We start from the raw sequence: 26844 nt of genomic DNA, 5'->3' as shown, positions 1-26844 counted from the left end.
CCCTTCCACCGTTCCCCGGGCTGCGCCCGGACCCGTTACGGCGCTACCGCGCCCGCGCCTCAAACGCCGGCGAGGCTAGATATAGCCTCGCCGGCGTTTGAGGCGCGGGGTCTGGGGCGGAGCCCCAGGGAACGGGCGAAGGGCGGGTAGGGGACCTCGCCCCGCGCAGCGGCAGCCCGGCGGCGGGCGGGGACGCCGGAGGGGGCGTCGCGGCTCGCGCGGCGCCCCCTCCGGTGGGACCTGCTCAGCTCTTGTCGGCCTCCGCAGCCTTCGTGAGGCTGGTCGGCTTCTTCGCCCCGGCCTCGGCGGCGGCACCCGCATCAGGCTCGGCGCCGGCCTTGGCCTCCTTCGGCTCCGCCGGGACGGCGACGGCCTTCGCGTCGGCACCGGCCGGCACGGCCTTGTCCTCCGCGCCCGCCGGGACGGCCTCGGCGCCCGGTTCGACGACGGCCTCCCGGCCCGGCCGCAGCTTCGCGGAGAGCACGAAGTACACCACCGCGAGCACGAAGACCACGATCGCGGTCCACACGTTCAGCCGCAGGCCCAGGACGTGGTGCGCCTCGTCGGTGCGCATGTACTCGATCCACACGCGCCCGGAGCAGTACGCCGCCACGTACAGGGCGAACGCCCGGCCGTGTCCCAGCTTGAAGCGCCGGTCGGCCCAGATGACCAGGGCGGCCACGCCCAGGCACCACAGGGACTCGTAGAGGAAGGTCGGGTGGTAGGTGCCGGCGACCCGGTTCGGGCCCTCGCTGATCTTCAGCGCCCAGGGCAGGTCGGTGGGACCGCCGTACAGCTCCTGGTTGAACCAGTTGCCCCAGCGGCCGAAGGCCTGGGCGATGGCGATGCCCGGGGCGAGCGCGTCGGCCCAGGCGGGCAGCGGGATGCCGCGCAGGCGGCAGCCGATCCAGGCGCCGACCGCGCCGAGCGCGATCGCGCCCCAGATACCGAGGCCGCCCTCCCAGATCTTGAAGGCGTCGACCCAGTCCCGGCCTTCGCCGAAGTAGAGCTGGTAGTCGGTGATCACGTGGTAGAGGCGGCCGCCGACCAGGCCGAAGGGCACCGCCCACACGGCGATGTCCGCGACCGTGCCCGGCTTTCCGCCGCGCGCGATCCACCGCTTGTTGCCGAGCCAGACGGCGACGAAGACGCCGATGATGATGCAGAACGCGTAGCCGCGCAGCGGGATCGGTCCGAGATGGATCACGCCGGTCGACGGGCTGGGGATGTAAGCAAGGTCCATGGCAGACCTGACGCTACCCTGCCGGGCGGTGCGCACCGCAACCCGCCCGGCAAGCTGAAACCAAAACCACACATGGCGGGGCCGCCCGGGTCAGCCTCCCGACCCCGTGCCGACGCCCGCCCGGGAGCCGGAACCGGAACCGGATGCGGAACCCGATGCGGAACCGGAGCCGGTGCCCGTGGAGGCCTTGGAACCGGTCTTGGAGCCGCTGCTTCCGGATGCGGACGCGGAGGGGGACGCCGAGGGTGAACCGGTGGTCTTCCCGGCGGTTCCCTCGACCTTCTCCTTCAGCTTCTGCGGGGTCAGCGGGTTGGCCTGGTCGGAGAAGATGTCCTTGCCGTCGAGCAGCACCGTCGGGGTGCCCCGGAAGTTCCCGGCGCGGAAGGCCTCGTGCGACTTGCCCACCCAGCTGTTGTGGGTGCCGTCCTCCACGCAGGAGCGGAAGGCGGGGGTGTCCAGTCCGTCGACCTTGCCCGCCAGCTCCAGCAGCCTGGCGTTCTTGCCGTAGGCGTCGTCGGTCTCCTGCGGCTGGTTCTGGAAGAGGACGTCGTGGTACGCGGAGAACTTGCCGGCGTCCTGGGCGCAGGCGGCGGCGTTCGCCCCCTTGAGGGAGCCGGTGCCGCCCATGTTCCCGTCGATGAGGGTGACCAGGTGGTACTCGACCTTGAGGAGCCCCTTGGCCTCCAGGTCGTGGATGGTGGTGCGGTAGTTGTCCTCGAAGGCCTTGCAGGCGGGGCAGCGGAAGTCCTCCCACACCGTGAGGGTGGACTTGGCCTCGTTCTTGCCGGTCTGGATGGCGAGCGCGTCCTTGCCGGTGGCTCCGGAGGGCGCGGCCACCGGGCCCGCCTTGGCGGACTTGTCGCCCTTGCCGGCGTTGGCCGCGATCACGCCGACGACGGCGGCCAGGCCGAGCACGCCGACGACGGCTCCGGCGACCAGGAAGGTCCGCCGGCGCTTGTCGCGGCTCTTCTGCCGCTCGCGCTCCTGCTGGAGTCGCTCCCGGGCCGATCGTTTCGTCGCATCGCGGTTCGCACCGTCGTTCTTCTCGCTCACGTTCGGCCAAACGAAGCGGGGAGGCACTCGCGTGCCTCCCCGCTGCCGAATCCACCCGATCGGGCTACAGAACCTCGTCCCGGGCCCGCCCGGGGTCAGGACCTGCGTACGCCTTCCGCAAGCTCGCCCGCCAGTGCCCGCACGGCCGACAGGCCCGCGGGCAGGTCGGGGGCGTCCAGGAGGAGCTTCACGAAGGCCGAGCCGACGATCACACCGTCGGCGAAGCCGGCGACCTGCTTGGCCTGGACGGCGTTGGAGACGCCGAGGCCCACGCAGACCGGGAGGTCGGTGGTCGCGCGGGTGCGGCGGACCAGGTCCTGGGCCTCGTTGCCGACGGACTCGCGGGTGCCGGTGACTCCCATGAGGGAGGCGGCGTAGACGAAGCCGGAGCCGGCGGCGGTGATGGTCGCCAGGCGCTCGTCCTTGCTGCTGGGGGCCACGACGAAGACGGTCGCCAGACCGTGCTTGGCGGCGTGTTCCCGCCACAGCGCGGACTCCTGCACGGGCAGGTCGGGCAGGATGCAGCCGGCACCGCCGGCGGCGGCCAGCTCGGCGGTGAACCGCTCGACGCCGTAGCGGTCGATGGGGTTCCAGTACGTCATGACCAGGATCGGGACGCCGGTGGCCTCGAAGGCCTCGCGGACGGTGCGCAGCACGTCGGCGATCTTGACGCCGCCGCGCAGGGCGATGTCGTCGGCGGTCTGGATGACGGCGCCGTCCAGGACCGGGTCGCTGTGGGGCAGGCCGATCTCGACGACGTCGGCGCCGCCCGCGATGATCGCCTTGACGGCTTCGATGCCGCCGTCGACGGTCGGGAAGCCGGCCGGGAGGTAGGCGACGAGGGCGGCGCGGTCCTCGGACTTGGCCTTGGCGAGGGTGTCGCTCAGCAGCTGCAGGTTTCCGTTGCTCACTTGTTCTCCCCCTCGGGCTCCGTGCCGTCGTACAGCCCGAAGTAGCGGGCGGCCGTGTCCATGTCCTTGTCGCCGCGGCCGGACAGGTTGACGACGATCAGGCCGTCCTTGCCCAGCTCCTTGCCCAGGTCGAGGGCGCCCGCGAGGGCGTGCGCCGACTCGATGGCGGGGATGATGCCCTCGGTGCGCGACAGCAGGCGCAGGGCCTGCATGGCGGCGTCGTCGGTGACGGCGCGGTACTCGCCGCGGCCGATGTCCTTGAGGTAGGAGTGCTCGGGGCCGATGCCCGGGTAGTCCAGGCCCGCGGAGATGGAGTAGGGCTCGGTGATCTGGCCCTCCTCGTCCTGGAGGACGTAGCTGCGGGAGCCGTGCAGGATGCCGGGCTCGCCGGCGGTGAGGGTGGCGGCGTGCTCGCCGGTCTCCACGCCGTGTCCGGCGGGCTCGAAGCCGACCAGGCGGACGTCCGCGTCGGGGATGAAGGCGTGGAAGAGGCCGATGGCGTTGGAGCCGCCGCCGACGCAGGCGGCGACGGCGTCGGGGAGCCGGCCGGCGCGCTCGATGATCTGGCGGCGGGCCTCGACGCCGATGACGCGGTGGAAGTCGCGGACCATGGCCGGGAAGGGGTGGGGTCCGGCGACGGTGCCGAAGAGGTAGTGGGTCCGGTCCACGTTGGCGACCCAGTCGCGGAACGCCTCGTTGATGGCGTCCTTGAGGGTCCGGGAGCCGGACTTCACGGCGATGACCTCGGCGCCGAGCATGCGCATGCGGGCCACGTTGAGGGCCTGGCGCTGGGTGTCGATCTCGCCCATGTAGATGGTGCAGTCGAGGCCGAAGAGGGCGCAGGCGGTGGCGGTGGCCACGCCGTGCTGGCCGGCGCCGGTCTCGGCGATGACGCGGGTCTTGCCCATGCGCTTGGTGAGCAGCGCCTGGCCCAGCACGTTGTTGATCTTGTGCGAGCCGGTGTGGTTGAGGTCCTCGCGCTTGAGGAAGATCCGGGCGCCGCCCGCGTGCTCGGCGAACCGGGGCACCTCGGTCAGGGCGCTGGGCCGGCCGGTGTAGTTGACCATGAGGTCGTTGAGCTCGGCGGCGAAGGCCGGGTCGCCCTTGGCCTTCTCGTACTCGACGGCGACCTCGTCCACGGCGGCGACGAGGGCCTCCGGGATGAACTTGCCGCCGAAGTCACCGAAGTAGCCCTCGGTGTTGGGGACGTGACCCTCCGGGTCCGGGATGAAGAACGAGCTGGTGGACATGTGCCACTACTCCTACGGGTACGGAATGCGAGGCTTCGCTCGACGCGGGCTGGATGCACCGTAGTGCGCCGCCGGTCCGCGTCCCGCGCACCCCGCTGAGGGGGTGGGGACGTACGGACGGGACGGCCCGCGCCCACGGGGAGCGGGGACCGTACGCGGCCGCCCGCGCCCGGTACCTCAGGGGTGCCGGGCCGGGAGGGCCGTGATCACGACGCGGACGAGCCGCGCCATCGCATGCCGTTGACCTGTCCGGGCTCGGACCCGATCACGTAGCGCACCCGCCTGCCGTGCACGCGGCGGGCCGGGGCGCGGCAGCCGCGGGGGCGGCAGCCGCGCGCCAGCGGCGCGTGCGCCGTCGGCACGCCGGCCGGGCCGTGGCCCGGACGGGTGCGGACGGAGGGGGAGGCGGGAGGCATGGGAGTGGTCAGCTCCGCCCGTGCCGCAGGGCGGGGTGGGCGCCGGCGGCGACGAGGTCGGCCACGGCCGCCTTCGGGTCGCGGCCGGTGACCAGGGACTCGCCGACGAGCACGGCGTCCGCGCCCTCGTTGGCGTAGGCGATCAGGTCGTGGGGTCCGCGGATACCGGACTCGGCGACCTTCACGATGTGGGGCGGGATCTCTCCGACGACCCGCTCGAAGGTGGAGCGGTCGACCTTGAGGTCCTTCAGGTTGCGCGCGTTGACGCCGATGATCTTGGCGCCGGCGGCGACGGCACGCTCGATCTCCTCCTCGTCGTGCACCTCGACGAGCGGGGTGAGGCCGATGGACTCGGCCCGCTCGATGAGGGAGACCAGGGCCTCCTGCTCCAGGGCCGCGACGATCAGCAGCACGAGGTCGGCGCCGTAGGCGCGGGCCTCCCACAGCTGGTACGCCGTGACGATGAAGTCCTTGCGCAGGATCGGGATGTCCACGCGGGCGCGGACGGCCTCCAGGTCGGCGAGCGAGCCGCCGAAGCGGCGCTGCTCGGTGAGGACGGAGATGACCGCCGCTCCGCCGGCCTCGTAATCGGCGGCGAGCCCGGCCGGATCCGCGATCGCGGCCAGCGCGCCCTTGGAGGGGCTGGAGCGCTTGACCTCGCAGATCACCTTGACGCCGTCGCCACGCAGGGCGGCGACGCCGTCCTTGGCCTGGGGCGCCTTGGCGGCACGCTCCTTGAGCTCGTCGAGGCTCACGCGGGCCTGCCGTTCGGCAAGGTCTTCGCGGACCCCTTCGATGATCTCGTCGAGCACACTCACGCGAGCGGCCCCCTTCCGGGTTGATGACGGTCGGCCGCCTTGCAGACACGTTCCACTGCAAGGTCGGCACTCAAATGGTATCCGCAGGTCGCCGAGGCCTCCGCACGGACTTCTCGGTTTCCCAGGGACTGGACACTCGGAATATGGCCTTCCCGTAGTCCCCGCAAGGCCTCCGCCCGGGTCAGGGAGCCAGAGCGGAACCGAACGGGAGGTTCCGGACAATCGAGAACGCCAGCACCACGGCCCCGATGCCCCACCAGTACGCCGGCCGCAGCGCGATCCGGGGGACCGGGCCGCCGCGGAAGGCCCGCAGCAGCCACAGGGCCGTGAAGGCGGCGAAGACGAAGTAGCCCGCCACCGCCACGGCATTGGCGCCCAGCGCCGCCGGCAGGTCGCCGGTGGCGAAGGCGTGCGCACTGCGCAGCCCGCCGCAGCCGGGGCACAGCACCCCGGTCAGCCGGAACAGCGGGCAGACCGGGTAGTGGCCCGGTTCGTTCGGGTCCACGGCGCCCACGTACGCGAACGCCGCCACCGCCCCGGCCAGGGTCAGCACGGGGGCGGCCGCCCGCCGGGCCGCGGAGGCCCGTACGGGCACCCCGCCGGACGGCAGCGGCTGCCGGGGGCCCGTCTGCGGGGCGTCGGTACGAGAGGCGTCCACCCGCTGATTCTCTCCGCTCATGACAAAAGGCGCAGCCCGACGGGGCCGCGCCTTTCGCGCAGCGGACCGGCGGACCCGCCAGGCCGCGGTCAGACCTTGGCGGCAACCCGGTTGGCGGCGATGACGTCGGCGAGGTCGCGGTGGGCGGCCTTCGGCGCACCCATGCCCGCGGCCCGCATGGCCAGGCCGACCACACCGCCGAGCGCGACGACGACCAGGCCCGCCCAGAACCCGAGCGGGTTCGCCAGCACCATGAAGGCGCCGGAAATGCAGAAACCGATGAAGGCGATGACGACACCGGTCCAGGCGGCCGGGGTGTGTCCGTGGCTCGTGCCCGCCATGAGTTGCTCCTCGTTGCTCTGTCTCGCGTGCGGTGCCGCACGCTCGCTGTCATTGTCCCGCACGACGACGCCGGATTCTCCAGTGGGTGGCGATCTCCGGCGGCCCCGTCTAGCGGGTGGGGTCCTCGCCGCGGTCCAGCGCCTTCCACAGGTCCTCCGGCCGGTCCGGGTCCACCGGGGCCGGGGTGCGCCCGCGGGGGCTCCCGTCGCGCTCGTAGCGGCCCCCCATGGCGGGCCAGCTGCGCCCGAAGCGCAGCGCGAGCAGTCCCGCCAGCAGGATCAGGGCAGCCCCGGAGGCGGTGACGTACGGCCACGCCGTGTGGGTCAGCTCCACCACCCGGGCGGCGGTGTCGGCGGTCGCCGTGGCGGCCCGCTCGTCCAGCGCCCGCCGGTCGTCCGCGGCAGCCACGGCGGCCAGGGCCGCGCCCAGGCCGCTCAGCGCCAGCAGGCCGGAGACCAGCAGCCGGCCGCGGCCCCGTACGGCGAACACCGCGACCAGGGCGGCCAGGCCGACGATGGCCAGGGCCGCCGGGAGGCCCGTGACGGCCCGCCCGTCCGCGGTCAGGGGCAGGGTCCCGCCCCCGATGGAGGCGCTGCCCCGGGCCCAGGTGCGGCCGGAGGCGAGCAGGACGACGGTGGCGCCGAGCGCGCCGAGCAGCAGGGCGACGGCCACGGTCCGGCGGCCTGCGCTGCTCTCGGGGGCCTCGGCCTCGCTGTGGGGGTGGGGTACGGCACTCACGTAACCCACTATCCCCTACGCCCTCAGGCGCGGTGGAGGCGGTTCGCCGCTCCGACGGCGCGGAGCACGGCCGCCGCCTTGTTGCGGCACTCCCGGTCCTCCAGCTCGGGCACCGAGTCCGCGACCACGCCCGCCCCGGCCTGCACGTACGCCGTGCCGTCGCGCAGCAGCGCGGTGCGGATGGCGATGGCCGTGTCGGAGTCGCCCGCGAAGTCGAGGTAGCCGACGCAGCCGCCGTACAGGCCGCGCCGGGAGGGCTCCAGCTCCTCGATGATCTGCATGGCGCGCGGCTTGGGCGCGCCGGAGAGGGTGCCGGCGGGGAAGCAGGCGGTGAGCACGTCGAAGGCGCTCCTGCCCTCGGCGACCCGCCCGGTGACCGTGGAGACGATGTGCATGACGTGCGAGTACCGCTCGATGCTCATGAAGTCGACGACCTCGACCGAACCCGGCTCGCAGACCCGGCCCAGGTCGTTGCGGCCCAGGTCGACGAGCATGAGGTGCTCGGCGCGCTCCTTGGGGTCGGCCAGCAGCTCCTCGGCGAGGTCGTTGTCCTCCTGCGGGGTCGCGCCCCGGTGCCGGGTGCCGGCGATCGGGTGGACCATGGCCCGGCCGTCCTCGACCTTGACCAGCGCCTCGGGGCTGGACCCGACCACGTCGAAGCCGTTCTCGAAGCGGAAGAGGTACATGTACGGGGACGGGTTGGTGGCCCGCAGCACCCGGTAGACGTCCAGCGCGGAGGCCTCGCACGGGGTCTCGAACCGCTGCGAGGGCACCACCTGGAAGGCCTCGCCGGCCCGGATGCGCTCCTTCACGTCCTCCACGGCGGCCTGGTACTTCTCGCCGCCCCACAGCGCGGAGAACTCCGGCAGCTCGGAGGCGGGCAGCGGGGCCGGGGCGTACGGCGCGGGCCGCGCGAGGTCGGCCTCCATGGCGTCGAGCCGGGCGACGGCGTCGGCGTGGGCCTCGTCGACGCCGGAGTCCAGGTCGTTGTGGTTGATCGCGTTGGCGATCAGCTGGACGGTGCCGTCCCAGTGGTCCAGCACCGCCAGGTCGGAGGTGAGGAGCATGGTCAGCTCGGGGAGCTCCAGGTCGTCCTCGGCGTGCTCGCCGATGCGCTCCAGGCGGCGGACGATGTCGTAGCCCAGGTAGCCGACCATGCCGCCGGTGAAGGGCGGCATCCCGCCCGCGAGGTCGCGGGGGGTGTGCAGGGCCTCGACGGTGGCGCGCAGCGCGTCCAGCGGGTCGCCGTCGGTGGGGACGCCGACGGGCGGGGTGCCGATCCAGTGCGCCCGGCCGTCCTTGACGGTGAGGGTGGAGTCGCTGCGGACGCCGATGAAGGAGTACCGGGACCAGGAGCGGCCGTTCTCGGCGGATTCCAGCAGGAAGGTGCCGGGGCGTTCGGCGGCCAGCTTCCGGTAGAGCCCGACGGGCGTGTCCCCGTCGGCCAGCAGCCTGCGGCTCACCGGGATGACGCGGCGGTCGGCCGCGAGCTTGCGGAACGTCTCGAGATCCATGGGGTGGGACCCTAACTGGCTAGCGGGCGTCGCTGAAAAGGACATCGTCGTCGAAGCAGGTGCGGGCGCCCGTGTGGCAGGCGGCGCCGACCTGGTCGACCTTGACGAGCACGGTGTCCGCGTCGCAGTCGAGGGCGACGGACTTCACGTACTGGAAGTGGCCGGAGGTGTCCCCCTTGACCCAGTACTCCTGGCGGCTGCGGGACCAGTAGGTGCAGCGGCCGGTGGTGAGGGTGCGGTGCAGGGCCTCGTCGTCCATCCAGCCGAGCATCAGCACCTCACCGGTGTCGTACTGCTGGGCGATGGCCGGGACCAGGCCGTCCGGGGAGCGCTTGAGGCGGGCGGCGACGGCGGGGTCGAGGGAGGACGTACTCATGGGCCCCATTGTGCCGCGCGGAAGGACCCGTTACGGATCACCGTCCGTCTGGTGGGCAGCCGCGCGGCGGGGCCCGGCCGTAGGCTGGCCCGCATGTCTACCCATGCGAAGCGTGAACGCCTGCTGCTGGCGGACCTCTTGGAGGCGGCGGGACCCGAGGCGCCGACCCTGTGCGACGGCTGGACCTGCCGGGACCTGGCGGCGCACGTCGTGGTGCGCGAACGCCGTCCGGACGCGGCGGGCGGGCTGCTGCTCAGCGTGCTGAAGGACCGCCTCGACCGGGCGATGGCCGAGTACACGGCCAAGCCGTACGAGGAGCTCGTCCAGCTGATCCGCACCGGCCCGCCGAAGCTGTCCGTGTACGCGCTGAAGCAGATCGACGAGGCGGCGAACGCGGTGGAGTTCTACGTCCACGCCGAGGACGTGCGGCGCGCGCAGCCGGACTGGTCGCCGCGGACGCTGGACCCGGTGTTCTCGGACGCGCTGTGGTCCCGGCTGGAGAAGCTGGCCCGGCTGACGGGCCGCCGCTCGCCGGTGGGCCTGGTGCTGCGCCGCCCGGACGGGCGCACGGCGGTGGCCCGCAAGGGGGTGCCGGTGGTGACGGTGACCGGCGAGCCGGGCGAGCTGACGCTGTTCTGCTTCGGCCGGCAGGCCGCCGCCTCGGTGGAGCTGGACGGCGAGAAGGAGGCCGTCGCGAAGCTGACGGTGGCCCAGCTGGGCATCTGAGGCGCTCCCGCCGGCGGGGCCCGGCCGGGCCCCGTCGGCGTGGCGGCTCAGCGGACCGGGTGGCCGGCCTCGCGCAGGGCTCCCTTGACCTCGGAGATCCGCAGGTCGCCGAAGTGGAACACCGAGGCGGCGAGGACCGCGTCGGCGCCCGCGTCGATGGCGGGCGCGAAGTGCTCCAGCCGGCCGGCGCCGCCCGAGGCGATCACCGGGACGGTGACGTGCCTGCGCACGGCGGCGATCATCTCGGTGTCGTAGCCGTCCTTGGTGCCGTCGGCGTCCATGGAGTTGAGCAGGATCTCCCCGGCGCCCAGTTCGGCCGCGCGGTGCGCCCACTCGACGGCGTCGATGCCGGTGCCCCGGCGGCCGCCGTGGGTGGTGACCTCGAAGGAGCCGGTCTCCGTGCGGCGGGCGTCGACCGACAGGACGAGGACCTGGCGGCCGAAGCGCTCGGCGATCTCCTGGATCAGCTCGGGCCGGGCGATGGCGGCGGTGTTGACGCCGACCTTGTCGGCACCGGCCCGCAGCAGCTTGTCCACGTCGTCGGCCGTGCGGACGCCGCCGCCGACCGTGAGCGGGATGAACACCTGCTCGGCGGTGCGCCGCACCACGTCGTAGGTGGTCTCGCGGTTGCCGGAGGAGGCGGTGATGTCGAGGAAGGTCAGCTCGTCGGCGCCCTCGGCGTCGTAGAGCTTGGCCATCTCCACCGGGTCGCCGGCGTCGCGCAGGTTCTGGAAGTTGACGCCCTTGACGACCCGGCCGTTGTCCACGTCCAGGCAGGGGATCACGCGTACGGCGAGGGTCATCGCACGACCTCCTTGAAGGCCTCGACCTCCACCTCGACGACCATGCTCGGGTCGACGAAGCCGGAAACGATGATCATGGAGGCGGCGGGGCGGACGGCGTCGAAGAGCGCCTTGTGCGCGCGGCCCACCTCCTCCACGTCCCGGGCGTGGGTGAGGTACATCCGGGTGCGGACCACGTCCTCGGGACCCAGTCCGGCCTCGGCGAGCGCCTTGAAGGCGACGTCGAAGGCCTTGACCGTCTGGTCGTACGGGCCGCCCGCGTCGGCCGCGGTGCAGCCGGAGACCAGCACCAGGCCGTTGGGGAGGGCGACGGCGCGGGAGTAGCCGATCACGTCCTCGTAGGGGCCGCCGGAGGAGATCCGGCGCACGTCGGAGGTGCTCATGCGCGCACCGCCTCCAGGGCCTCTTCCAGGGTGAAGGCCTTGGCGTACAGGGCCTTGCCCACGATGGCGCCCTCGACGCCCTGCGGGACCAGCCCGGACAGGGCCCGCAGGTCGTCCAGGGAGGACACGCCGCCGGAGGCGACGACGGGCCGGTCGGTGGCGGCGCAGACGTTGTTCAGCAGCTCCAGGTTGGGGCCGGTCAGCGTGCCGTCCTTGCCGATGTCGGTGACGACGTAGCGGGCGCAGCCCTCGGAGTCCAGGCGGGCGAGGGTCTCGTAGAGGTCGCCGCCCTCGCTGGTCCAGCCGCGGCCCTTGAGGGTGGTGCCGCGCACGTCGAGGCCGATGGCGATCCGGTCGCCGTGCTCGGCGATGGCCTTGGCGGCCCACTCGGGGGTCTCCAGGGCGGCGGTGCCCAGGTTGACGCGGGTGCAGCCGGTGGCGAGGGCCGCGGCGAGCGTGGCGTCGTCGCGGATGCCGCCGGACAGCTCCACCTTGATGTCCATGGCTCGGGTGATCTCGGCGACCAGGGCGCGGTTGTCGCCGGTACCGAAGGCGGCGTCCAGGTCGACGAGGTGCAGCCACTCGGCGCCGGACGCCTGCCAGGCGAGGGCCGCCTCCAGCGGGGAGCCGTAGGAGGTCTCGCTGCCGGACACGCCGTGCACGAGGCGCACGGCCTGGCCGTCGCGGACGTCGACCGCGGGGAGCAGTTCAAGCGTGTTCGGCATCAGAGGGTCTCGATCCAGTTGGTGAGGAGCTGGGCACCGGCGTCGCCGGACTTCTCGGGGTGGAACTGGGTGGCCCACAGGGCACGGTTCTCCACCGCCGCGACGAACCGCTCGCCGTGCGTGGCCCAGGTGACCCTGGGGCCCCTGATCCGGGGGTTGGTGACCTCCAGCGTCCAGTCGTGGGCCGCGTAGGAGTGCACGAAGTAGAAGCGCGCGTCGGCGTCGAGCCCGGCGAAGGCCTGGCTGTCGGCCGGGGCCTCGACGGTGTTCCACCCCATGTGCGGGACGACGGGGGCCTTCAGCGGGCCGACGGTGCCGGGCCACTCGTCGAGGCCCTCGGTCTCCACCCCGTGCTCGATGCCGCGCTCGAAGAGGATCTGCATGCCGACGCAGATGCCCATGACGGGCCGCCCGCCGGACAGCCGGCGGCCGATGATCCAGTCGCCCCGCGCGTCCTTGAGGCCCTTCATGCAGGCGGAGAAGGCGCCGACGCCGGGGACGAGGAGTCCGTCGGCGTCCATAGCCTTGTCGTAGTCGCGGGTGATCTCGACGTCCGCGCCGACGCGCGCGAGGGCGCGCTCGGCGGAACGGATGTTGCCGAAGCCGTAGTCGAAGACGACGACGTTCTTCTTGGCGCTCATTCCCAGATTCCTTGGATTCGCAGGACTCCCGCGGCCAGACACATCACGGAGCCGAGGGCGAGCAGAATGATCACCGATTTCGGCATCTTCTGCTTCTGGAAGGAGTAGACGCCCCCGGCCAGGAACAGGCCGAGGACGATCAGGATGGTGTTCAGGCCGTTCACGGCTAGAGGGCGCCCTTCGTGGAGGGAAGGATGCCGGCGGCGCGCGGGTCGAACTCGGCGGCGTAGCGCAGGGCCCGGGCGAGCGCCTTGAACTGGCACTCCACGATGTGGTGGGCGTTGCGGCCGTACGGGACGTGGATGTGCAGGGCGATCTGGGCCTGCGCGACGAAGGACTCGAAGATGTGCCGGGTCATCGTCGTGTCGTACTCGCCGATCATCGGCGCCATGTTCTCGGGCTCGGTGTGCACGAGGTAGGGGCGGCCGGAGAGGTCGACGGTCACCTGGGCGAGGGACTCGTCCAGCGGGACGGTGCAGTTGCCGAAGCGGTAGATGCCCACCTTGTCGCCGAGGGCCTGCTTGAAGGCGGCGCCCAGTGCGAGGGCGGTGTCCTCGATGGTGTGGTGGCTGTCGATGTGCAGGTCGCCGTCCGTCTTGACCGTGAGGTCGAAGAGGCCGTGGCGGCCGAGCTGGTCGAGCATGTGGTCGTAGAAGCCGACACCCGTCGAGACGTCGACCTTGCCCGTGCCGTCGAGGTCTATCTCGACGAGGACCGTGGTCTCCTTCGTGGTGCGCTCGACCCGTCCGATGCGGCTCATGCCTGCTGCTCCTTCTTCAGTGCGCGAACCGCTTCCAGGAACGCGTCGTTCTCGGCCGGCGTGCCGGCGGTGACCCGCAGCCGGCCCGGTACGCCGTTGTCCCGGACCAGGACGCCCTGGTCGAGGATCTTCTGCCAGGCGGTGTGGGAGTCCTCGAACTTCCCGAACTGGATGAAGTTCGCGTCGGACTCGGTGACCTCGTAGCCGATGGCCCGCAGCTCGGTGACGAGGCGGTCCCGTTCGGCCTTGAGCTGCTCGACGTAGCCGAGCAGGGTGTCGGTGTGCTCCAGCGCGGCCAGCGCGGTCGCCTGGGTGACGGCGGACAGGTGGTACGGCAGGCGTACGAGCTGCACGGCGTCGACGACGGCGGGGTGCGCGGCCAGGTAGCCCAGGCGCAGGCCCGCGGCGCCGAAGGCCTTGGACATGGTCCGGGAGACCACCAGGTGGGGGCGGCCCTCGATCAGCGGGAGGAGGGAGTCCCGGTGGGAGAACTCCACGTAGGCCTCGTCCACGATGACCAGCGAGGGCTTGGCGGCCTGCGCGGCCTCGTAGAGGGCGAGGACCGTCTCCGCCTCGACCGCGGTCCCCGTGGGGTTGTTGGGCGAGGTGATGAAGACGACGTCGGGGGCGTGCTCGGCGATGGCCCGCTCGGCCGCCTCCACGTCGATGGTGAAGTCCTCGCGGCGCGGGCCGGAGATCCAGCCGGTGCCGGTGCCGCGCGCGATGAGCGCGTGCATCGAGTACGAGGGCTCGAAGCCGATGGCCGTGCGCCCGGGGCCGCCGAAGGTCTGGAGCAGCTGCTGGAGGACCTCGTTGGAGCCGTTGGCGGCCCAGACGTTCTCCTTGGCGACGGGGTGCTTGCCCGTACGGGTGAGGTAGGCGGCCAGCTGGGTGCGCAGCTCGACCGCGTCCCGGTCGGGGTAGCGGTTGAGGGTGCGGGCGGCGTCGGCGACGCGCTCGGCGATGCGCCGGACGAGCGGCTCGGGCAGCTCGTACGGGTTCTCGTTGGTGTTCAGCTGGACGGGCACGTCGAGCTGCGGGGCGCCGTAGGGGGTCTTGCCGCGGAGCTCGTCGCGGACGGGGAGGTCGTCGATGCCGGTCACTGGTTCGGCACCTTCCATCCGAAGCGGGCCTTGAGGGCGGCGCCGTGCGCGGGCAGGTCCTCGGCCTCGGCCAGGGTCACCACGTGGTGGGTGACCTCGGCGAGGGCGTCGCGCGTGTAGTCGACGATGTGGATGCCGCGCAGGAAGGACTGCACGGACAGGCCCGAGGAGTGGCAGGCGCAGCCGCCGGTGGGCAGGACGTGGTTGGAGCCGGCGCAGTAGTCGCCGAGGGAGACGGGCGCCCAGGGGCCGACGAACACCGCTCCGGCGTTGCGGACCCGGGCGGCCCAGGCGGCGGCGTCGGCGGTCTGGATCTCCAGGTGCTCGGCGCCGTAGGCGTCGACGACCTTGAGGCCGTCCTCCAGGCTGTCGACCAGCACGATCGCGGACTGCTTGCCGGCGAGGGCGGGCTTGATCCGGTCCTCGACGTGCTTGGTCGCGGCGACCTGCGGTTCCAGTTCCTTCTCGACGGCGGCCGCGAGCTCAGCGGAGTCCGTGACGAGGACGGCGGCGGCGAGCGGGTCGTGCTCGGCCTGGCTGATCAGGTCGGCGGCGACGTGGACCGGGTCGGCCGTGGAGTCCGCGAGGACCGCGATCTCGGTGGGGCCGGCCTCGGTGTCGATGCCGATCTTCCCGGTGAAGTAGCGCTTGGCGGCGGCGACCCAGATGTTGCCGGGGCCGGTGACCATGTTCACCGGCGGGCAGTCCTCGGTGCCGTACGCGAACATCGCGACGGCGACGGCGCCGCCGGCCGCGTACACCTCGTCCACGCCGAGCAGCGCGCACGCCGCCAGGATGGTGGGGTGCGGCAGGCCGCCGAACTCCTTCTGCGGCGGGGAGGCGAGCGCGATCGACTCGACGCCGGCCTCTTGGGCCGGGACCACGTTCATCACGACGGAGGACGGGTACACGGAGCGGCCGCCGGGGGCGTACAGGCCCACGCGCTCGACCGGAACCCACTTCTCGGTCACGGTGCCGCCGGGGACCACCTGGGTGGTGTGCTCGGTGCGGCGCTGGTTGCGGTGCACGATCCGGGCGCGCCGGATGGACTCCTCCAGGGCGGCGCGGACGGCCGGGTCCAGCTGCTCCAAGGCGGCCGCGAGGGCCTCCGCGGGCACGCGGACCTGCGAGAGTTCGACCCCGTCGAACTTCTGCGCGTACTCGATCAGCGCCGCCGTGCCACGATGATGGACGTCCTCGCAGATGGGCCGCACCTTCTCCAGGGCGGCTTCCACGTCGAACTCGGCACGGGGCAGCAGGTCGCGCAGGGCGCCGCCCTCGGGGAGGGCGTCACCGCGCAGGTCGATACGAGAGATCACCTCCCAATTCTCTCAGACCGCCTCCCGCCGCCGTCCGCCCGTATCACTGGCTGATACACGCCCCGGACGTCACCGCCGCCCCTTAGCGTTCTCGTACACGTGAATGACAGCGGGGGGCTGCCGTGACCGAAGCGCAGGAGGACGGACGGCCGGACGGCCTGAGCGGGGCCGAACGGCTGATGTGGGAGGCCTTCCGCGCCGGGGCCGTGTGCGACCTGGGGGCCCGCGACGCCGAGCTGGACGATCCGCACGCGGGGCGGGCCTGGGGCCCCGAGCGCCGGGTCCGGGCGGAGGTCGTGGCGCACCTGCTGCTGGCGGGGCCGGCGCCGCTCCCGGGGCGGGTGGGGCGGCTGAAGCTGCGCGGCGCGCAGATCACCGGGCGGCTGGACCTGTCCGGCGCCGCGGTGGCCCCGTACGTGGAGATCCGCTCGTGCCGCTTCGACGGCGAGGTCCAGGTGTCCGAGACCCGGTTCGGGACGCTCCGGCTGGACAACTGCGCGGTGCCCCGGCTGGAGGGGGCCCGGCTGCACACCGAGGGCGACCTGCACCTGGCGCGCTGCCGGGTGGCGCGCGGGATCCGGCTGACCGACGCGCAGATCGGCACCGACCTGCTGCTGAGCCACGCGGTGGTGCACCGGGACAACCGGGGCCGGGCGATCGCAGCGGACGGGCTGGCGGTGGCGCAGGACCTCCAGGCGGACATGCTGGAGACGCACGGCGAGGTGAGCCTGCGCGGGGCGAAGGTGGGCGCCTCGATGAGCCTGCGCGGGGCGCGGCTGAGCAACCGCCACGGCCGGCGGGCGCTGAACGCGCCGACGCTGTCGGTCGAGCGGACCCTGTACCTGACGTCGATCGGCCTGGCCTCGCCGACGAGCGACCCGGAGCGGCCGTACGACTGGGGCCGGACCCCGACGACGGGCGGGCCGGTGCAGCGCTTCGAGTGCCGGGGCGGGCTGCGGCTGGACGACGGCCGGTTCGGTGACTCGGCGGACTTCTACGGTGCCCTCTTCGAGCTGCGCGAGGGCCAGGAGGTGTCGCTGCGGCGGGTCCAGACGCCGGAGCTGCGGTTCGTGGGCGAGGCGCCGGAGCTGGGCCGGGTGGTGGTCTCGGGCGCGAAGGTGGTCAAGCTCGTCGACCGGTCGACGAGCTGGCCCGGGCGCGGCCGGGTGTCGATGGAGGGCTTCGTCTACGAGGAACTGGCGCCCCGGGGCCACTTCCCGCTCTCCCGCCGACTGGAGTGGCTGGAGGCGGCCACGCCCGAGTACTCGCCCGAGCCGTACGAACGGCTCGCCGCGGTGCTGCGGGCGGGCGGGGAGGACGCGGGCGCCCGCGCGGTGCTGGTGGCCAAGGAGCGCTGCCGGCGGGCCACGCTGTCCCCGGCGGCCAGGGCGTGGGGGTGCCTCCAGGACTGGACGGTGGTGTACGGGTACCGGCCGGGGCGGGCGGCGCTGTGGATGGCGGTGCTGTGGGCGGCGGGCACCCTGCTGTTCCTGCGGCACGAGCCGGCGCCGATCAAGGCGGACGAGCATCCGCAGTGGGACGCCGCACTGTACGCGCTGGACCTGTTGCTCCCGGTGATCGATCTCGGCCAGCAGGGGCAGTGGAAGCTGGAGGGCGGCTGGCAGTGGGGTTCGGCGGCGCTGGTGCTGCTGGGCTGGATCCTGGCGACGACGGTGGCCGCGGGTGCGTCGCGGCTGCTGAGGCGGGGTTAACGGGTGACGGCCGGGGCCGTCCGGCCACTACCCTGTGCCAGGTGACCACCGTTCGCCTGCCCCTCTTCCCGCTGAACTCGGTGCTCTTCCCGGGCCTCGTGCTGCCGCTGAACGTCTTCGAGGAGCGGTATCGCGCCATGATGCGCGAGCTGCTGAAGACCGGGGAGGACGAGCCGCGCCGGTTCGCGGTCGTCGCGATCCGCGACGGCCGGGAGGTCGCCCCGACCGCGCCCGGGCTGCCGGACCAGACGGCCCTGCCCGAGAAGGGTCCGGCGGCCGGCTTCGGCTCCGACCCGATCCAGGCGTTCCACCGGGTGGGCTGCATCGCGGACGCGGCGACGATCCGGGAGCGGGAGGACGGCAGCTTCGAGGTGCTGGCCACCGGCACGACCCGGGTGCGGCTGCTGTCGGTCGACGCGTCGGGGCCGTTCCTGGTGGCGGAGCTGGAGGAGCTCGCGGAGGACGCGGGCGAGGGCGCGGGCGCCCTGTCCGAGGGGGTGCTGCGGGCCTTCCGCAGCTACCAGAAGCGGCTGGCGGGGGCCCGTGAGCGGTCCCTGGCCTCGACCCCGGACCTGCCGGACGAGCCGTCGGTGGTGTCGTACCTGGTGGCGGCCGCCGCCGTGCTGGACACCCCGTCGAAGCAGCGCCTGCTGCAGGCCCCGGACACCGCGACCCGGCTGGCGGAGGAGTTGAAGCTGCTCCGAACGGAGACGGCGGTCATCCGCCACCTGCCGTCCCTGCCCGCGGTGGACCTGACCCGTACCCCGACGAGCCCGAACTGAGGCCATGGCGAAGAAGAAGCAGCAGCAGTCGGCCGGCACCCCGGCGATCACGGCCCTGACCGGTTCGGGCGTGGCGTTCACCACCCACTCCTACGAGCACGACCCCGCGCACCCCTCGTACGGGGAGGAGGCGGCCGAGGCGCTGGGCGTCTCCCCGGAGCAGGTCTTCAAGACCCTGGTCGCCGACGTGGACGGGGCGCTGACGGTGGCGGTGGTCCCGGTGTCGGGCTCGCTGGACCTGAAGGCCCTGGCGGGCGCGGTGGGCGGGAAGCGGGCGGTGATGGCCGATCCGGCGCTGGCGGAGCGGACCACGGGGTACGTGCGGGGCGGCATCTCGCCGCTGGGGCAGCGGCGCCGCCTGCGGACGGTCCTGGACGCCTCTGCCTCCGGCCACGCCACGATCTGTGTCTCGGCGGGCCGCCGGGGCCTGGAGGTGGAGCTGTCCCCCGCGGACCTGGCGGCGCTCACCGACGCGGTCCTGGCCCCGATCGGCCGCCCCTGACCCCGGTACCGGACGCTCCGCGCCCGGTGCGCTCAATCGCCGCGCGGGCTGGAGATTCGCTGCGCGAATTCCAGCCCCGCGCAGCGGCAACCCGCCCGCACCCCCGGCCAGGGGTCAGGTCTGCGGGGGTTCCGGGGCGGCGTGGACGTGCGGCGGGGGGTAGGTGCCCTCGGCGTGCCAGTCGGGCTCCGGCTCGGGGTCGCGCGGGCCCCACAGGGCCGTCAGGCCCAGGTGGGCCGCGGCGGCCGCCATCGGCCACACCAGCAGGACCCCGTAAGCGAGCAGCTGGAGCGGCGCGTCGAACGGTACGCCCTTGCCCGCCTTCGCGGCGGCGGCCGGGACGTCGGAGCCGGGGCTCAGCCAGAGCCCGAGCCGCCAGCCCACCAGGGAGGCGAAGCAGGCCCCGACGGCGAGGCCGATGACCAGCGGGACCCCTCCGCGCCGGCGCCACAGGAACACCCCGACCGCGCTGAGCACGCCGAGGCCGAGGGCCAGCAGGAAGAAGGTGCCGTCGGCGCCGATCCGCGCCTCGCTCTCGGTGTTGCGCAGGAAGACGGCCTCGCCGTTGGAGACGTACTGCACGCGCGGCGCCAGCCACGTCCACAGCAGCCCGAGGAGCACCCCGGAGGCGCCCACCGCCAGGGTGGCGGCGGCCGCGTCGCGGACGTCCGCCGCGGTGACGGCGGGCTCCGGTGCGGGGAGCGGGGACACGGTCGGCTGCTGCTGCGGGGTCACGGCTTCGGTCACCCCCACATCGTGCCAGGTGCGGCGGCGGCCGGCGTCAGCGGACCGCGGCCCGCCGGTAGGCCCAGGTGGCGAGGGCCAGGGACAGCACCCCGACGGCCGCGCACACGCCGAGGTCGAGGAGGACGGCCGTCCAGTCGGGGTGCGGGGCGAAGGTCTCCGCGAAGGCCTCGACCCCGTACGTGGACGGCAGCAGGTCCCGCGCCCACACGATGGGGGCCGGCATCCGCTCCGCGGGCAGCACGCCCAGCAGCAGCGCCGCCGACATGCCCAGCTGCCCGGCCAGCGTGGCCAGCTCCTGGCGCGGCGCGAGCAGCCCCAGCGCGGCGCCCAGTCCGGCGAGCGCGGCCCCGGCCAGCGGGACGACGGCGGCGAGGATCCACAGCCCGCCCATCGGCAGGCCGAACAGCACGCAGCCGAAGACGGCCGTCACCAGCGTTCCCGGCAGGGTGAAGGAGGCGTACGCGGCGGCGGCTCCGAGCACCACGGAGGCGGGCGGCACCGGGAGGGTGGCGTAGTGGTCGAGGCCGCCGCCGGCCCGCAGCTGTCCGAAGTACTGCGCGAGCAGGTTCAGCGCGACGAAGGCGACGACGAGGACGGAGGAGCCGGCGACGACGGCGCGGGCCTCCGAGCCGCCGCCCCCGTCGACCACGCCCCGCATCAGGATCATGATCCCGACGGACTGGAAGGTGGCGACGAACAGCAGCGGTATCCGGGCGACCCGCGCCCGGGACAGCTGGGCCCGGTAGACGGCGGCGAGGGCGGGGAACAGCCGCGCCTTCGGAGCCAGGACGCCGACGGGGGCGGCAGTGGCAGCGGTGGTCACGACTTGACCAGACCCTTCATCCGGCCGCCCAGCGCGAGGTACACGTCCTCCAGGCTCGGCGTGGCCAACGTGAAATCGTCGAGGGCGGCGAAGGCCGGGCCGCCGGTGACGGCGGCGACGGCCGCGCGGGCCTCGTCCTGCGGCAGCCGCAGCACCCAGCGGCGGCCGGACTCGGCGGCCTTCGGGGCGAGCGCGGCGACCTCGGGCACGTCCAGCGGCGCGGCGGTGCGCCAGACCAGCTCCAGGCGGACCTCGTCGGAGACCGCGGCCTTGAGGCCGGCCGGGGTGTCGCAGGCGATGACCTTGCCCTGGTCGACGACGGCGACCCGGTCGAGGACGGTCTCGGCCTCGATGACGTTGTGGGTGACGAGGAGGACGGTGGCCCCCTGGGCGAGGCGGCGGCGGTCCACGGCCTCCCAGACGGCCCGCCGGGCCACCGGGTCCATGCCGGTGGTGGGCTCGTCGAGGACGAGGACCGGCCGCTCCCCCACCAGTGCGGCGGCGAAGCAGGCCAGCCGGCGCTGTCCGCCGGAGAGCTTCTTGAGGGGGCGCGCGGCGATCCCGGTGAGCCCGAGCTCCTCCAGTACGTCGTCCCGCGCGGCCCGCGCCTCGCGCGCGCCGAGCCCGCGCAGCCGGCCGGTGGTCTCGGCGGCCAGCGCGACGGTGAGCTCGTCGAGGGCGGTGGACTCCTGTCCGAGGTAGGCCAGCAGCCGGGCGGCCCGCTCGGGGTGGCGCACGAGGTCGTGGCCGAGCAGGGTGACGGAGCCGGAGTCGGGCCGCATCAGGCCCGTGAGCTGGCGGACCAGGGTGGACTTACCCGCGCCGTTGGGGCCGAGCAGGCCGAAGACCTCGCCGCGCCGGACCTCCAGGGAGATCCCGTCGTTGGCGCGGGTCTCGGGCAGGGCCGGAGCCCCGCGCCGGCCGCGTACGGCGGGGTACGTCTTGACCAGGTCACGCACGGCGCAGACCACGTCCGAAGCGGCTCCGGCGGCCGCCGCCGTGGTCGTTCCTGCCTGTGCTGTGCCCGTACTCACGAGGGAGCAGCCTACGCGGCTTCCGGCCCTACTCGGCCGCCGGGGTCATCGGCACCCCGGGGACGGCGGCCGGCGGGCCGGTGACGTGCTCGGCCGCGGCCCGCACGTCGATCTCCCTCCAGAACCCGGCGCGGATGGCGTAGCGGTCGTGTTCGTCGATCTGGTCGTCCTTGTGGGCGAGGAGCCCGAACCGGGCGGCGTAGCGCAGCAGCTCCCCGTCGATGCGGTGCGGGACGCGGGGGTACATGGTGGCGAGCTTCTGCAGGTGGGCGGCTTCGGGGAGGCGTTCCATCCAGCGCCGGGCGAAGACCTGGCCGACCTCGAAGGGGTCGCCGCCGACGGTGGTGATGTCCTCCTCGCGGTCGGCCCAGCGCTGCTCGGCGCTGGTGAGCTGGGCGAGGGTGGGCAGCGAGGCGGTCTCGGCCGGTTCGCCGAGCGGGCCCGCGCGGTCGATCCAGCCCTTGTCGGAGGACCAGCGCAGGGCGCTGCCGGCCGGGTTGGCGGCGGAGTGGGCGGCCGGGGCGGCGGGGACCGGGGAGGGGGCGCGGAGCGCGGCGAGGTCCTTGGGGGTGGGGACGGGCTTGGCCCCCTCGGTGGCGGGCGCCGGTACGGGTGCTCCGTTCGGGCGCGCCTCGGGGGTGGCGGGGGTGCCGTTGCGGGCGGCCTCGGCGAGGGCGGCCTCGGGCAGGGGCGCGGAGAGGATCGCGGCGATCTCGGGGCGGGGGGCGGGCGGCGGGGGACAGAGTCCGGCGAGGTCGCGGGCGCGGACGGCGCGGGTGATCCAGGCGCGGTCGAGGACGCGGCGTTCGTCGGCCTCGGCGACGAGGTCCTCGGACTGGTTGTAGTCCCCATCGGCGGCCTGTACGGCCCAGAGGTGGACGGCGACGCCGTGTTCCTTGGCGGACATCAGTCCGGGCAGCAGGTCGCCGTCGCCGGTGACGAGGACCACGTCGGAGCAGGCCCGGTTGCGGGCGAGTTCGGTGAGTTCGGCGTGCATGGCGGCGTCGACGCCCTTCTGCGCCCAGCGGCCGTCGCTGCGGGTCAGGGCGCCGAGCCGGACGGTGACGCGGGACATGACGCGCAGCCGGCGGTGCTCGGGCTGGGGAACCCGGTCGGGGGCTCCGTCGAACCAGTAGATCCGCAGCAGGGGCTGCTGGGTGTCGGCCTCGGCGCGTTCGCGCAGGCCCTGGATGAGGGCGGAGTGGTCGACGGTGATGCGGGAGCGGGAGGGTTCCCCGGCGAGGAGGCTCGCGGCGGCGCCCAGCAGGTATCCGGCGTCCACCAGGACGACGCAGCGGTCCACGCGTTCCACCCTCTTCCGTGGGGGTCCTCGACAGGTTTTCCCCGAGTCTGCCCGACCGCAAGGGTGTTGACGGCCGGAACTCGATCATCGGCGTGGCGTATCTGTCAGGGGGCCTCGAAAGCGACCCCCGGAGCGCGGGGCAATGATCCAAAATGCGGGGTTTGTGGGGGTGTGTGAGTGTGAAGGCGGCCCTGGCCCCTACACCCCCCACGGAGGCATTCCATGGCCAAGAACAAGAACCAGAAGCAGCCCGCGAAGCAGCAGCCGCGTTCGTCCGCCCCGGACCGGAGTTCGGCCGAAAGCTCGCCGGAGGAGCGCTCCTCTCAGTCGCCGAGCCCGCTGGACATGGCCCACAAGAGCAAGCAGAAGCGCTTCGGCCACAACTGACGCCGCGCGCGGACGACGGAAGGGCCCACCGGCAGCGTCGCCGGTCGGGCCCTTCCGCACGTACGCGGGGGTACGCCCCCCGGTCGGCTACCCGGCCAGGCAGGAGGGGCCGAGCAGGACCTTGAGGTCGCCGAAGAGGGCGGGGTCGGGCTGGACCCGGTGCCGGTCGAGGCGCAGCACGGTGGTGGTGCGGGGGCCCTGGAGCTTGATCCGCACCTCGGTGTTGCCCTTGTGGTGGCGCAGGATCTCGCCCAGACGGGTCACCATCGGCGGGGTGACCTTGACGGTGGGGATGGTGAGGACGACGGGGGCGTTGGTGCCGGCGGAGGAGAGGTCGGGGACCATCATCTCCATGGCGACCAGGCGGGGGACGTCCTCGCGCTTGTCGAGGCGGCCCTTGACGAAGACGACGGTGTCCTCGACCAGCTGGGTGGAGACGAGCTGGTAGGTCGCGGGGAAGAACATGCACTCGATGGAGCCGGCCAGGTCCTCGACGGTGGCGATGGCCCAGGCGTTGCCCTGCTTGGTCATCTTGCGCTGGAGGCCGGAGATGATGCCGCCGATGGTGACGACGGCGCCGTCGGAGTGCTCTCCGCCGGTGAGCTGGGAGATGCCGGCGTCGGTCTTGTCGGAGAGGACGTGCTCCAGGCCGAAGAGCGGGTGGTCGGAGACGTAGAGGCCGAGCATCTCGCGCTCCTGGGCGAGCAGGTAGGACTTCTCCCACTCGACGTCGGAGAACTCCACGTCGAGGCCGAAGCCGGGCTCGTCGCTGCTGTCCTCGTCACCCATTCCGCCGAACAGGTCGAACTGGCCCTCGGCCTCCTTGCGCTTGACGGCGACCACGTTGTCGATCATCGATTCGTGGTGGGCGACCAGGCCCTTGCGGGTGTGGCCCATCTCGTCGTAGGCGCCGGCCTTGATCAGCGACTCGACGGTGCGCTTGTTGCAGACGACCGCCTCGACCTTGTCGAGGAAGTCGGGGAAGGAGGAGTACTTCCCCTTGGACTTCCTGGTCTTGATGATCGAGTCGACGACGTTCTGTCCGACGTTGCGCACGGCGGTGAGGCCGAAGAGGATCACGTCGTCGCCCTGGGCGGCGAAGTTGGACTCGGACTCGTTGACGTTGGGCGGGAGCACCTTGATGCCCATGCGCCGGCACTCGTTGAGGTAGATCGCGGACTTGTCCTTGTCGTCCTTGACCGAGGTGAGCAGGCCGGCCATGTACTCGGCCGGGAAGTTCGCCTTGAGGTAGGCGGTCCAGTAGGAGACCAGGCCGTAGGCGGCCGAGTGGGCCTTGTTGAAGGCGTAGCCGGCGAAGGGGACCAGGACGTCCCAGAGGGCCTTGATCGCCTGGTCGGTGAAGCCGTTCTTGCGGGCGCCCTCCTCGAAGATGACGAAGTTCTTCGCCAGCTCCTCGGGCTTCTTCTTGCCCATCACGCGGCGCAGGATGTCGGCCTCGCCGAGGGAGTACCCGGCGATGATCTGGGCGGCCTTCTGCACCTGCTCCTGGTAGACGATGAGGCCGTAGGTGACCGCGAGCACCTCTTCGAGCGGCTTCTCCAGCTCGGGGTGGATCGGGGTGATCTCCTGCTGCTTGTTCTTGCGCAGGGCGTAGTTCGTGTGCGAGTTCATGCCCATCGGGCCCGGGCGGTAGAGCGCGGACACGGCGGAGATGTCTTCGAAGTTGTCGGGCTTCATCAGGCGCAGCAGGGAGCGCATGGGGCCGCCGTCGAACTGGAACACGCCGAGGGTGTCGCCCCGGCCGAGGAGCTCGAAGGTCTTGGCGTCGTCGAGCGGGAGGGCCAGGAGGTCGATGTCGATCCCCTTGTTGGCCTTCACCATCTTGACGGCGTCGTCCATGATCGTGAGGTTGCGCAGGCCGAGGAAGTCCATCTTCAGCAGGCCGAGCGACTCGCAGCTCGGGTAGTCCCACTGGGTGATGGTGACGCCGTCGGTGTGCCGCACCCAGACGGGTACGTGGTCGGTGATCGTCTCGCTGGACATGATCACGCCGGCGGCGTGCACGCCCATCTGGCGGACCAGGCCCTCGACGCCGCGGGCGGTGTCGATGACCTTCTTCACGTCGGGCTCGTTCTCGTACATCCCGCGGATCTCGCCGGCCTCGCCGTAGCGGGGGTGCTGCGGGTCGAGGATGCCGGAGAGCGGGATGCCCTTGCCGAGGACGTCGGCGGGCATGGCCTTGGTGAGGCGGTCGCCCATGGCGTAGGGGTAGCCGAGGACGCGCGCGGAGTCCTTGATCGCGTTCTTGGCCTTGATGGTGCCGTAGGTGCCGATCATGGCGACCTTGTCGGCGCCGTACTTCTCGGTCACGTACCGGATCACCTCGACGCGCCTGCGCTCGTCGAAGTCGATGTCGACGTCGGGCATGGAGACGCGCTCGGGGTTCAGGAAGCGCTCGAAGATCAGGCCGTGCGGGATCGGGTCGAGGTCGGTGATGCCCATGGCGTAGGCGACGATCGAGCCGGCCGCGGAGCCTCGGCCGGGGCCGACCGCGATGCCCTGGTTCTTGGCCCACATGATGAAGTCGGCGACCACGAGGAAGTAGCCCGGGAAGCCCATCGAGATGATCGTGTCCATCTCGTACTCGACCTGCTTCATGCGGTCGTCCGGGATCCCGCCGGGGAAGCGGCGGTGCATCCCCTTCATGGTCTCCTCGCGGAACCAGGTGACCTCGGTGTAGCCGTCCGGGATGTCGAACTTCGGCATCAGGTTCCGGAACTTGAACATGCCCTCGGTGTCGATCTGGTCCGCGACCAGCTTCGTGTTGGCGCAGCCCTCCTGCCAGGCGTCCGAGGAGTCGATCGCGTACATCTCGTCGGTCGACTTCAGGTAGTAGCCGGAGCCGTCGAAGCGGAAGCGGTCGGGGTCCGAGAGGTTCTTGCCGGTCTGGATGCAGAGCAGGGCGTCGTGGGCGCCGGCCTCGCTGGCGTAGGTGTAGTGCGAGTCGTTCGTGACCAGCGGCGGGATGCCGAGCTTCTTGCCGATCTCCAGCAGGCCGTCGCGGACCCGGCGCTCGATCTCGATGCCGTGGTCCATCAGCTCCAGGAAGTAGCGGTCCTTGCCGAAGATGTCCTGGTACTCGGAGGCCGACTTCAGGGCCTCGTCGAACTGGCCGAGGCGCAGTCGGGTCTGGAGCTCGCCGGAGGGGCAGCCGGTGGAGGCGATCAGGCCCTCCGACCACTTGCTGATGGTCTCCTTGTCCATGCGGGGCCACTTCGTGAGCCAGCCCTCGGCGTAGGCGTCGGAGGACAGCCGGAAGAGGTTGTGCAGGCCGGTGGCGTTCGCCGCCCAGATCGTCTTGTGGGTGTAGCCGCCGGAACCGGAGACGTCGTCCCGCTTCTGGTGGGGCTGGCCCCACTGGATGCGGCGCTTGTTGCGCCGGGACTCGGGGGCGACGTACGCCTCGATGCCGATGATCGGGGTGATCCCCGACTTCTGGGCGGTGTGGAAGAAGTCGTACGCCCCGTGGAGGTTGCCGTGGTCGGACATGGCGATGTGCGTCATGCCCATTTCATTGCAGGCAGCGAACATGTCCTTCAGCCGCGCGGCACCGTCCAGCAGCGAGTACTGGGTGTGGACGTGCAGGTGCGTGAACGGCGTCTTGGTCACGGTGGGGGCCTCCTGAGGAGAGAGGGGCGGCAGCTATGAATCCTACGTCCCACGAGTGACAGACCCCGGGCACCGACGGGTACGGTCATGCGTTGCAGAACCGGGAAGACCGGTCCGGCGTCCAGTCGGTCAGAAGCCGTACCAC

The 26844-nt window shown here is 72.6% G+C and carries 29 protein-coding genes; 5 read left to right on the top strand and 24 right to left on the bottom strand.

Going from position 1 to position 26844, the window contains the following annotated elements; genetic code table 11:
• Positions 1 to 244: 244 nt before the first annotated feature.
• From lgt to hisI, 11 genes are all read right to left on the bottom strand, one after another.
• Positions 245 to 1243: a prolipoprotein diacylglyceryl transferase gene (gene lgt, locus ACIPW5_RS32810; RefSeq protein ID WP_401252874.1), complete on the bottom strand. Its 999-nt coding sequence runs from the start codon at positions 1241 to 1243 to the stop codon at positions 245 to 247.
• A 90-nt stretch (positions 1244 to 1333) separates the two neighbouring features.
• The gene (locus ACIPW5_RS32805; protein WP_401252872.1) at positions 1334 to 2296 is read right to left on the bottom strand and encodes a thioredoxin domain-containing protein; all 963 of its coding nucleotides are present in this window, start codon (positions 2294 to 2296) and stop codon (positions 1334 to 1336) included.
• 95 nt (positions 2297 to 2391) lie between these two features.
• Complete coding sequence (gene trpA / locus ACIPW5_RS32800; RefSeq protein WP_401252869.1) at positions 2392 to 3207, bottom strand: tryptophan synthase subunit alpha; 816 nt, start codon at positions 3205 to 3207, stop codon at positions 2392 to 2394.
• Positions 3204 to 4457, bottom strand: coding sequence for a tryptophan synthase subunit beta (gene trpB / locus ACIPW5_RS32795; protein WP_401252866.1), 1254 nt, complete (start codon positions 4455 to 4457; stop codon positions 3204 to 3206). Before trpB ends, trpA begins: the two co-directional genes overlap by 4 nt.
• 206 nt (positions 4458 to 4663) lie before the next feature.
• A complete protein-coding gene (trpM, locus tag ACIPW5_RS32790) occupies positions 4664 to 4873 on the bottom strand; it encodes a tryptophan biosynthesis modulator TrpM (RefSeq protein WP_401252863.1) in 210 nt (69 codons plus the stop codon).
• An 8-nt stretch (positions 4874 to 4881) separates the two neighbouring features.
• A complete protein-coding gene (trpC, locus tag ACIPW5_RS32785; protein ID WP_007263565.1) occupies positions 4882 to 5691 on the bottom strand; it encodes an indole-3-glycerol phosphate synthase TrpC in 810 nt (269 codons plus the stop codon).
• 181 nt (positions 5692 to 5872) lie between these two features.
• A complete protein-coding gene (locus tag ACIPW5_RS32780) occupies positions 5873 to 6370 on the bottom strand; it encodes a DUF2752 domain-containing protein (protein WP_401252862.1) in 498 nt (165 codons plus the stop codon).
• Positions 6371 to 6438: 68 nt separating this feature from the next.
• Positions 6439 to 6690, bottom strand: coding sequence for an HGxxPAAW family protein (locus ACIPW5_RS32775; RefSeq protein WP_401252860.1), 252 nt, complete (start codon positions 6688 to 6690; stop codon positions 6439 to 6441).
• A gap of 109 nt (positions 6691 to 6799) precedes the next feature.
• Positions 6800 to 7438, bottom strand: a complete 639-nt coding sequence (locus ACIPW5_RS32770; RefSeq protein ID WP_401252857.1) for a TIGR02234 family membrane protein — start codon at positions 7436 to 7438, stop codon at positions 6800 to 6802.
• A gap of 14 nt (positions 7439 to 7452) precedes the next feature.
• Positions 7453 to 8943, bottom strand: coding sequence for an anthranilate synthase component I (locus ACIPW5_RS32765; protein ID WP_401252855.1), 1491 nt, complete (start codon positions 8941 to 8943; stop codon positions 7453 to 7455).
• Between the two features lie 19 nt (positions 8944 to 8962).
• Entirely contained in the window at positions 8963 to 9328 is a 366-nt protein-coding gene (hisI, locus tag ACIPW5_RS32760; protein ID WP_125816875.1) for a phosphoribosyl-AMP cyclohydrolase, read from the bottom strand.
• Between the two features lie 84 nt (positions 9329 to 9412).
• On the opposite strand from hisI, the gene ACIPW5_RS32755 reads away from it, so the two are divergent.
• Positions 9413 to 10045, top strand: coding sequence for a TIGR03085 family metal-binding protein (locus tag ACIPW5_RS32755; RefSeq protein WP_401252852.1), 633 nt, complete (start codon positions 9413 to 9415; stop codon positions 10043 to 10045).
• 47 nt (positions 10046 to 10092) lie between these two features.
• On the opposite strand, the gene hisF is transcribed toward ACIPW5_RS32755, so the two are convergent.
• The 8 genes from hisF to hisD are packed head-to-tail and all read right to left on the bottom strand — an operon-like array spanning position 10093 to position 15779.
• A complete protein-coding gene (hisF, locus tag ACIPW5_RS32750) occupies positions 10093 to 10848 on the bottom strand; it encodes an imidazole glycerol phosphate synthase subunit HisF (protein ID WP_401252849.1) in 756 nt (251 codons plus the stop codon).
• Complete coding sequence (locus ACIPW5_RS32745) at positions 10845 to 11231, bottom strand: RidA family protein (protein ID WP_401252847.1); 387 nt, start codon at positions 11229 to 11231, stop codon at positions 10845 to 10847. Before ACIPW5_RS32745 ends, hisF begins: the two co-directional genes overlap by 4 nt.
• Positions 11228 to 11956 (bottom strand): bifunctional 1-(5-phosphoribosyl)-5-((5-phosphoribosylamino)methylideneamino)imidazole-4-carboxamide isomerase/phosphoribosylanthranilate isomerase PriA, encoded by a 729-nt coding sequence (priA, locus tag ACIPW5_RS32740; RefSeq protein ID WP_401252845.1) that lies wholly within the window; start codon positions 11954 to 11956, stop codon positions 11228 to 11230. Before priA ends, ACIPW5_RS32745 begins: the two co-directional genes overlap by 4 nt.
• A complete protein-coding gene (gene hisH / locus ACIPW5_RS32735; RefSeq protein WP_401252842.1) occupies positions 11956 to 12597 on the bottom strand; it encodes an imidazole glycerol phosphate synthase subunit HisH in 642 nt (213 codons plus the stop codon). Before hisH ends, priA begins: the two co-directional genes overlap by 1 nt.
• Entirely contained in the window at positions 12594 to 12761 is a 168-nt protein-coding gene (locus tag ACIPW5_RS32730) for a hypothetical protein (protein ID WP_266838544.1), read from the bottom strand. The genes hisH and ACIPW5_RS32730 overlap by 4 nt, the downstream gene beginning before the upstream one ends.
• Positions 12762 to 12763: 2 nt before the next feature.
• The gene (gene hisB / locus ACIPW5_RS32725; RefSeq protein WP_007263577.1) at positions 12764 to 13357 is read right to left on the bottom strand and encodes an imidazoleglycerol-phosphate dehydratase HisB; all 594 of its coding nucleotides are present in this window, start codon (positions 13355 to 13357) and stop codon (positions 12764 to 12766) included.
• The gene (locus ACIPW5_RS32720) at positions 13354 to 14478 is read right to left on the bottom strand and encodes a histidinol-phosphate transaminase (protein WP_401252839.1); all 1125 of its coding nucleotides are present in this window, start codon (positions 14476 to 14478) and stop codon (positions 13354 to 13356) included. The genes hisB and ACIPW5_RS32720 overlap by 4 nt, the downstream gene beginning before the upstream one ends.
• Positions 14457 to 15779 (bottom strand): histidinol dehydrogenase, encoded by a 1323-nt coding sequence (gene hisD, locus ACIPW5_RS32715; RefSeq protein WP_401252836.1) that lies wholly within the window; start codon positions 15777 to 15779, stop codon positions 14457 to 14459. Before hisD ends, ACIPW5_RS32720 begins: the two co-directional genes overlap by 22 nt.
• A 122-nt stretch (positions 15780 to 15901) precedes the next feature.
• On the opposite strand from hisD, the gene ACIPW5_RS32710 reads away from it, so the two are divergent.
• Genes ACIPW5_RS32710 through ybaK form a run of 3 tightly spaced genes read left to right on the top strand, consistent with a single transcriptional unit; the run spans position 15902 to position 18775 of the window.
• Positions 15902 to 17491, top strand: a complete 1590-nt coding sequence (locus tag ACIPW5_RS32710; protein ID WP_401252834.1) for an oxidoreductase — start codon at positions 15902 to 15904, stop codon at positions 17489 to 17491.
• 41 nt (positions 17492 to 17532) lie between these two features.
• Positions 17533 to 18273, top strand: coding sequence for an LON peptidase substrate-binding domain-containing protein (locus tag ACIPW5_RS32705; protein WP_401252831.1), 741 nt, complete (start codon positions 17533 to 17535; stop codon positions 18271 to 18273).
• 4 nt (positions 18274 to 18277) lie between these two features.
• A complete protein-coding gene (gene ybaK, locus ACIPW5_RS32700) occupies positions 18278 to 18775 on the top strand; it encodes a Cys-tRNA(Pro) deacylase (protein ID WP_401252828.1) in 498 nt (165 codons plus the stop codon).
• 114 nt (positions 18776 to 18889) lie between these two features.
• Here ybaK and ACIPW5_RS32695 read toward each other — a convergent pair whose 3' ends face one another.
• The 4 genes from ACIPW5_RS32695 to ACIPW5_RS32680 are packed head-to-tail and all read right to left on the bottom strand — an operon-like array spanning position 18890 to position 22691.
• Entirely contained in the window at positions 18890 to 19522 is a 633-nt protein-coding gene (locus ACIPW5_RS32695; RefSeq protein ID WP_401252825.1) for a hypothetical protein, read from the bottom strand.
• 34 nt (positions 19523 to 19556) lie between these two features.
• Positions 19557 to 20345 carry an ABC transporter permease gene (locus tag ACIPW5_RS32690; RefSeq protein WP_401252822.1) on the bottom strand — a complete coding sequence of 263 codons (789 nt, stop codon included), beginning with the start codon at positions 20343 to 20345 and terminating at the stop codon, positions 19557 to 19559.
• Positions 20342 to 21379 (bottom strand): ABC transporter ATP-binding protein, encoded by a 1038-nt coding sequence (locus ACIPW5_RS32685; RefSeq protein ID WP_401252820.1) that lies wholly within the window; start codon positions 21377 to 21379, stop codon positions 20342 to 20344. The genes ACIPW5_RS32690 and ACIPW5_RS32685 overlap by 4 nt, the downstream gene beginning before the upstream one ends.
• Positions 21380 to 21407: 28 nt before the next feature.
• On the bottom strand, positions 21408 to 22691 hold the full coding sequence (locus tag ACIPW5_RS32680; protein ID WP_401252819.1) for an NYN domain-containing protein: 1284 nt from the start codon (positions 22689 to 22691) through the stop codon (positions 21408 to 21410).
• A 213-nt stretch (positions 22692 to 22904) separates the two neighbouring features.
• On the opposite strand from ACIPW5_RS32680, the gene ACIPW5_RS32675 reads away from it, so the two are divergent.
• Positions 22905 to 23069: a hypothetical protein gene (locus ACIPW5_RS32675; RefSeq protein ID WP_401252816.1), complete on the top strand. Its 165-nt coding sequence runs from the start codon at positions 22905 to 22907 to the stop codon at positions 23067 to 23069.
• An 87-nt stretch (positions 23070 to 23156) separates the two neighbouring features.
• Here the strand turns inward: ACIPW5_RS32675 and dnaE are convergent, their stop codons facing one another.
• Positions 23157 to 26699, bottom strand: coding sequence for a DNA polymerase III subunit alpha (gene dnaE / locus ACIPW5_RS32670; RefSeq protein WP_401252813.1), 3543 nt, complete (start codon positions 26697 to 26699; stop codon positions 23157 to 23159).
• Between the last annotated feature and the right edge of the window lie 145 nt (positions 26700 to 26844).

Origin of the sequence: Streptomyces sp. NPDC090077 (assembly GCF_044747545.1) — a bacterium.
GTDB lineage: Bacteria > Actinomycetota > Actinomycetes > Streptomycetales > Streptomycetaceae > Streptomyces.
This window is presented reverse-complemented; position numbering and strand designations above follow the sequence as displayed.